The sequence below is a fragment of the Brevibacterium sp. genome, assembly GCF_022712115.1.
GTDB lineage: Bacteria > Actinomycetota > Actinomycetes > Actinomycetales > Brevibacteriaceae > Brevibacterium > Brevibacterium salitolerans.
Map to the genome: position 1 here is coordinate 1 of NZ_JALAHB010000261.1, position 5,091 is coordinate 5,091.

Annotated in this window: 3 protein-coding genes, 1 pseudogene and 1 riboswitch; all 4 genes and pseudogenes read left to right on the forward strand. The window is 71.7% G+C overall.

Annotation, left to right across the window (positions count from 1 at the left end; all coding sequences use genetic code 11):
• Nucleotides 1–96, forward strand: a riboswitch (SAM riboswitch). This riboswitch is flagged as partial in the annotation.
• Between the two features lie 43 nt (nt 97–139).
• The 4 genes and pseudogenes from Q0A33_RS15550 (at nt 140) to Q0A33_RS15560 (ending at nt 4,766) form a co-directional block, all read left to right on the forward strand.
• Complete coding sequence (locus tag Q0A33_RS15550) at nt 140–1,750, forward strand: PLP-dependent transferase (RefSeq protein WP_291798947.1); 1,611 nt, start codon at nt 140–142, stop codon at nt 1,748–1,750.
• Nucleotides 1,747–3,051, forward strand: coding sequence for a PLP-dependent transferase (locus Q0A33_RS15555; protein ID WP_291798940.1), 1,305 nt, complete (start codon nt 1,747–1,749; stop codon nt 3,049–3,051). Before Q0A33_RS15550 ends, Q0A33_RS15555 begins: the two co-directional genes overlap by 4 nt.
• 106 nt (nt 3,052–3,157) lie before the next feature.
• Nucleotides 3,158–3,529, forward strand: a pseudogene (locus tag Q0A33_RS16635) (VOC family protein); the annotation flags it as partial.
• Nucleotides 3,530–3,653: 124 nt separating this feature from the next.
• The gene (locus Q0A33_RS15560) at nt 3,654–4,766 is read left to right on the forward strand and encodes a phosphotransferase family protein (RefSeq protein WP_291798944.1); all 1,113 of its coding nucleotides are present in this window, start codon (nt 3,654–3,656) and stop codon (nt 4,764–4,766) included.
• Nucleotides 4,767–5,091: the final 325 nt, after the last annotated feature.

A 5,091-nucleotide genomic window follows, 5' to 3' on the forward strand; every position in this document is an offset into this window, starting at 1 on the left:
AGGCTCTGGCCGGCCGGTCGGCAACCCCACGCCAACGACGGGTGCCCCAGATGACGATCCGGCAGGCGGACGCACCGCCGTCTGCAAGTACGGCGCGCCGGCGATCCGCTCCCGGCGCCCCCACCTCTCAGGGGGAGACATGACGGTCCATCGGCATCCCGGCACCCAACCCGCAGCCCAGCACCCCACTGCACCGCCCACCGGAACTCAGCCCGCCGGCGCCCAGCCCGCTCCCACCCGCGCGCACCACGCCGGCACCGCCACCGCGCAGATCGCCACCGCGCAGATCCACGGCGGCGCGGCGACCCCTCCGGCGGCGCGGCCCGTGCAGCCGCCCCTCCACCTCTCCGCCGCCTACGAGTTCGACTCCCTCCGTGATGCCCGCGAGGCCTTCGCCCAACGGGAGCCCGCATTCACCTATGCCCGTACCGGCAGCCCCACCGTGGCGCTGCTGGAGAGGCGGCTCGCTGCTCTGGAGGGCGGCGTGGGGGCGGTCGCCACGGCCTCGGGCCAGGCGGCGCTCGCCCTCACGCTCCTGGCGCTCGCCGGCCGTGCGGGTCAGCATCCGCAGGCGCGTCCGGAGCCGGGCACCCCGGGCGGACACGTGGTCGCCTCCTCACGCATCTACGGGGGCACGGCGGACCTCCTCAACGACTCGCTCACCGAGGCCGGGATCGAGGTGACCTGGGTCGACCCGCACCGGCCCGCGCAGTGGGAGGCGGCCGTGACCCTGCGTACGCGTGCGTTCCTCGTCGAATCGATCGGCAATCCGCATGCGGATCTGCCGGACATCCCCGCCCTCGCGGAGGCCGCCCATCGTCACGGTGTGCCGCTCATCGTCGACAACACCCTGGCCACACCGCACCTGCTGCAGCCGGCGAGGCTGGGCGCGGACCTCGTGGTCCACTCCGTCACGAAGTACCTCACGGGCAACGGGACGGCGCTCGCCGGCGTCATCGTGGACACCGGGCGCTTCAGCCCCGGTGCGGAGCCGGGGAAGTGGCCGCAGCTCACCGTGCCGCTCGTGCGGTTCGGCGGTGTGCCGCTGGTGGAGCGGTACGGCGAGCACGGCGCGCTCCTCCACCTCATCCGCGCCAAGTTCCTCCACGACCTCGGCCCGTGCCTCTCGCCGTGGAGCGCGCAGCAGGCCCTCGACGGGATCGAGACCCTCGACATCCGCGTGGAGCGGCACTGTCGCACGGCGGAGGAGCTCGCCGCGCGCCTCCACGCCCATCCCGGTGTGCGAGTCGTCCGCCATCCCAGCGTGTCCGGTTCGCCGGACGCGGCCCTCGCGCGCCGTGACTTCCCCCGCGGCACCGGGGCGGTGCTCTCCTTCGAACTGGACGGCGACCTGCCGGCGGTGGAGCGCTTCGTGGACGCGCTGCAGGTGTTCAAGCTGGCGGCCAACATCGGCGATGCCCGCTCGATGGTCTCCCATCCCGCGTCGATGACACACTGTCGGCTCTGTCCGGAGCTGCGGGACGCAGGCGGGATCACGGAGCGCACCCTCCGCCTCTCCGTGGGGCGGGAGGATCCGGAGGATCTCTGGGCGGACCTCACCCAGGCGTTCGCCGCCGCAGGGCTGGCCGGGGCGGGTCCGGCAGAGGCGGAGCATGCCGCCGCAGGCCTGGGGGAGCCGCAGGCCGCGCCCGAGGCCGGGGCCGCCGAGGTGCCGGCCGCCCCTGCGCGTGCGGGGCGGGTGCGCGCTCCGGAAGCGCCGGTCCGCGAGACCGAGGCGGTGACGGCATGAGCACGCACGAGGCGACATGGACTGCGGCGGAGGCCCCGCCCCGCCTGCTGCGGAGGGGCTTCGCGACCTCCGCGGTGCACGCCGGGCAGGCCCCGGATCCGCATACGGGGGCGGTCATCCCGCCCATCTACCAGACCTCGACCTTCACCCAGCCCGCCGTCGACGCGCTCCGGGCCGGATACGAGTACTCCCGCGGCGGCAACCCCACCCGTAACGGGTTCGAGGCGCAGCTCGCGGCTCTGGAGTGCGGCAGCCACGCTTTCGCCTTCGCCTCCGGCATCGCCGCCGAGGACGCTCTGCTGCGCTCCGTGCTGCGGCCGGGGGACACCGTGGTGGCGGTGGCGCAGACCTATGGCGGCACCCACCGCCTGCTCACGCAGCTCTACGCACGCTGGGGAGTGACCACGCAGTTCATCGCCCCGGACGACCTGCCGGGGTTCGAAGCCGCAATCGCGGCACCGCAGGCGCGCCTCGTGTGGATCGAGACGCCCACCAATCCGCTCCTCACGGTGGTCGACATCGCCGCCTGGGCGGAGGCCGGGCATGCGTGCGGTGCGCTCGTCGTCGTGGACAACACCTTCGCCTCTCCGGCGCTGCAGACACCGCTGACGCTGGGCGCCGATGCCGTCGTGCACTCGACGACCAAGTACATCGGCGGCCACTCGGACGTGCTGGGCGGTGCCGTGGTGGTGGGCGATGCGCAGTGGGAGGGGCAGCCGCTGGCGGAGGCGGTCCGCTTCCAGCAGTTCGCCGGCGGTGCGGTCGCGGGCCCGCAGGACTCCTTCCTCGCCGCGCGCGGCCTCAAGACGCTGGGCATCCGCCTGCGGCAGCACTGCGAGAACGCCGCGGTCATCGCGGAGTGGCTCCAGCACAGGCCGGAGGTGGAGCAGGTGTTCTACCCGGGGCTGGAGGGCCACCCCGGGCACGAGGTCGCGAAGAGGCAGATGTCCGGGTTCGGCGGGATCGTGTCCTTCCGGGTGAAGGGCGGGCCCAGCTCGGCGCGGGGTGGTCCCGGAGCGGGTGCGGCAGTGCGACCGAGGCCGGTGAGCGACGGTCTCGCTGCCGGTGAAGCCGCCGCGCGCAGTGTCGCGGAGGGCACGGACCTCTTCGGCCTGTCCGTGAGCCTGGGCGGTGTGGAGTCGCTCGTCTGCCACCCCGCGACCATGACCCACGGCTCCGTCGCAGGCAGTCCCGAGGCGCCGCCGCGGGACCTGGTGCGGCTGTCCGTGGGGATCGAGGACGTGGAGGACCTCGTGGACGATCTGGAGCGGGTTCTCACTCGTCGCCAACAGTGCGGCTGAGCTGATCCGGCCTCTTCCTCCCGCAATGGGGGCCTGCATAGAATGAAGGCCGCATACGCTTCCGTTCTGAGGCGACTGCCGTGAGGGTGGGAGGGCGGTCGTCGCAGTCGGGGACCAGGACGCTGCGATCGACTGGTACGGGCGCGCATTGGGATTCGCTGTCCTCTTCGACGGAGAGGCATTCCCCGGGTTCCGCGCCACCCATGTGGGTCCTGGGGCCGCCGCTGAGCCCGGAGTGTGGCTGATGCCCCGCCCTCGGGATGGTGCCACGACTGATGACGGCGGGGCTGGCGGGCACGAGGAGGCGGAACCCCTCCTGGTGCTATTCAGCGACGATCTCGATGCGGACGCGGAGAGGCTTGTCCGCTCAGGTGCCCCGCCTCACCGTGGTCCAGAGGGTGCCCCGGGAAGCCGCTCGCTCCATGTGCGTGATCCCTGGGGCAACGTCATCGTCGTGGTCGAGACGCCGCGGGAGTAGCGACCGCGGGCTGTAGGCGAGCCCCCGCGGCCTGCCGGCCGTTCGCCGGCTGGACGCCGATTTGAAACTGCGGGCTCCTCCCATGAGACTGGCCTCACACTGAGCGATCGATCGAGGAGCGCGCATGCCCACCGCTGGTACCGAACCCACCCCGCTGCTGAGCGAGCCCGACGGCGCGGAGGTCGTGCGGACCCCGGCCGAGGCCGCAGCACTGGACATGCCCCCGCTGCTCGTCCTGGAGCCGGTGGAGCGATTTCTCGACGCGCACGGCCTCGGGGGCGGCCGGCTCGCATGGACGCGGATAGGCGACGGCCAGTCCAACATCACCTACCTCATGGAGCGCGGCGGGCGGCGGTTCGTGCTGCGCCGCGGACCGCGCCCGCCGATCGCCAAGTCCACGCACGACATGGTCCGTGAGGCCAGAGTGCAGCGCGGCGTGGCGAAGGTGGGCCTGCCGGTGCCGGAGATCCTCGCGGTGTGCGAGGACGAATCCGTGCTGGGCGTGCCCTTCTACGTCATGGACTTCCTCGAGGGCGAGATCGTGCTGCGGGAGACGCCTGCGGCACTGGACAGCCCTGAAGGCCGCAGAGCCGCCTCCGAGGCGCTGGTGGACACCCTGGTCAGCCTCCACGGCCTGGATCTGGAGAAGGCGGGGCTCACCGAGTTCGGCCGGCCGGAGGGGTACCTGGAGCGGCAGATCGCAACCTTCTCCCGGCTCGCGCCACTGGTCACGGAGCGCGAACTGCCACTGGTCGAGGAGCTCGCGGGCTGGCTGCGTGAGAGCCTGCCGGCCACTCAGCGGCCGGCACTGGTGCACGGGGACTACCGGTTCGGCAACGTCATGTTCGCTCCCGAGGCCCCGGCCCGCATCACGGCCGTCCTCGACTGGGAGATGGCGACCCTGGGGGATCCGCTGGCCGACCTCGGATACCTGGTGGCGATGTACTCGGATCGGGAGGATTCCGGCCCGTCGGTCATGGACCTGAGCCCGGTCACGCGTGCTGAGGGGTACTTCACGAAGGGCGAGATCGTCGCGCGATACGCGGAGAAGTCCGGTCTGGACGTCAGCAGTCTGCCCTGGTACCAGGTGCTGGCGATGTGGAAGGCTTCCGTGTTCCTCGAGGACATGTACACGCGGTGGAATGCGGGAGAGCGTCCCGGTGACGACTTCGCACCCAAGCTGGAGACGCAGGTGCCTGCGCTGCTGGAAGCGGCCAGAGACCTCACACGGCGGTGACGTCCTCGGCGCTTCTTTCGCTCCTCGCTCGCAGGTGACGTCTGCGCAGCGGCCGTGACAGGCGGCCGCGGCACAGACGTCACGTACGTGTGAAGCGGGGGCGCGAGAGGCCGGGGCTTCTCGATTTGCGTGTGAGGGGTGGGGTGTGTAGGTTTGTGCCTCGCTGCCGGATGCGAATCAGGCGGTAGGGGAATTGTTTGTGGATACTGAATGCGTTGCCAGGCCTGTCCGGGTTTCGGGTGGGTGTGGTGTGAGTCACGAGTCAGTGATTTGCGCAGGCAGCGTGTGAAGGTCTAGAGTAGTTTCTCGTTCGCCAGTCGGGAAA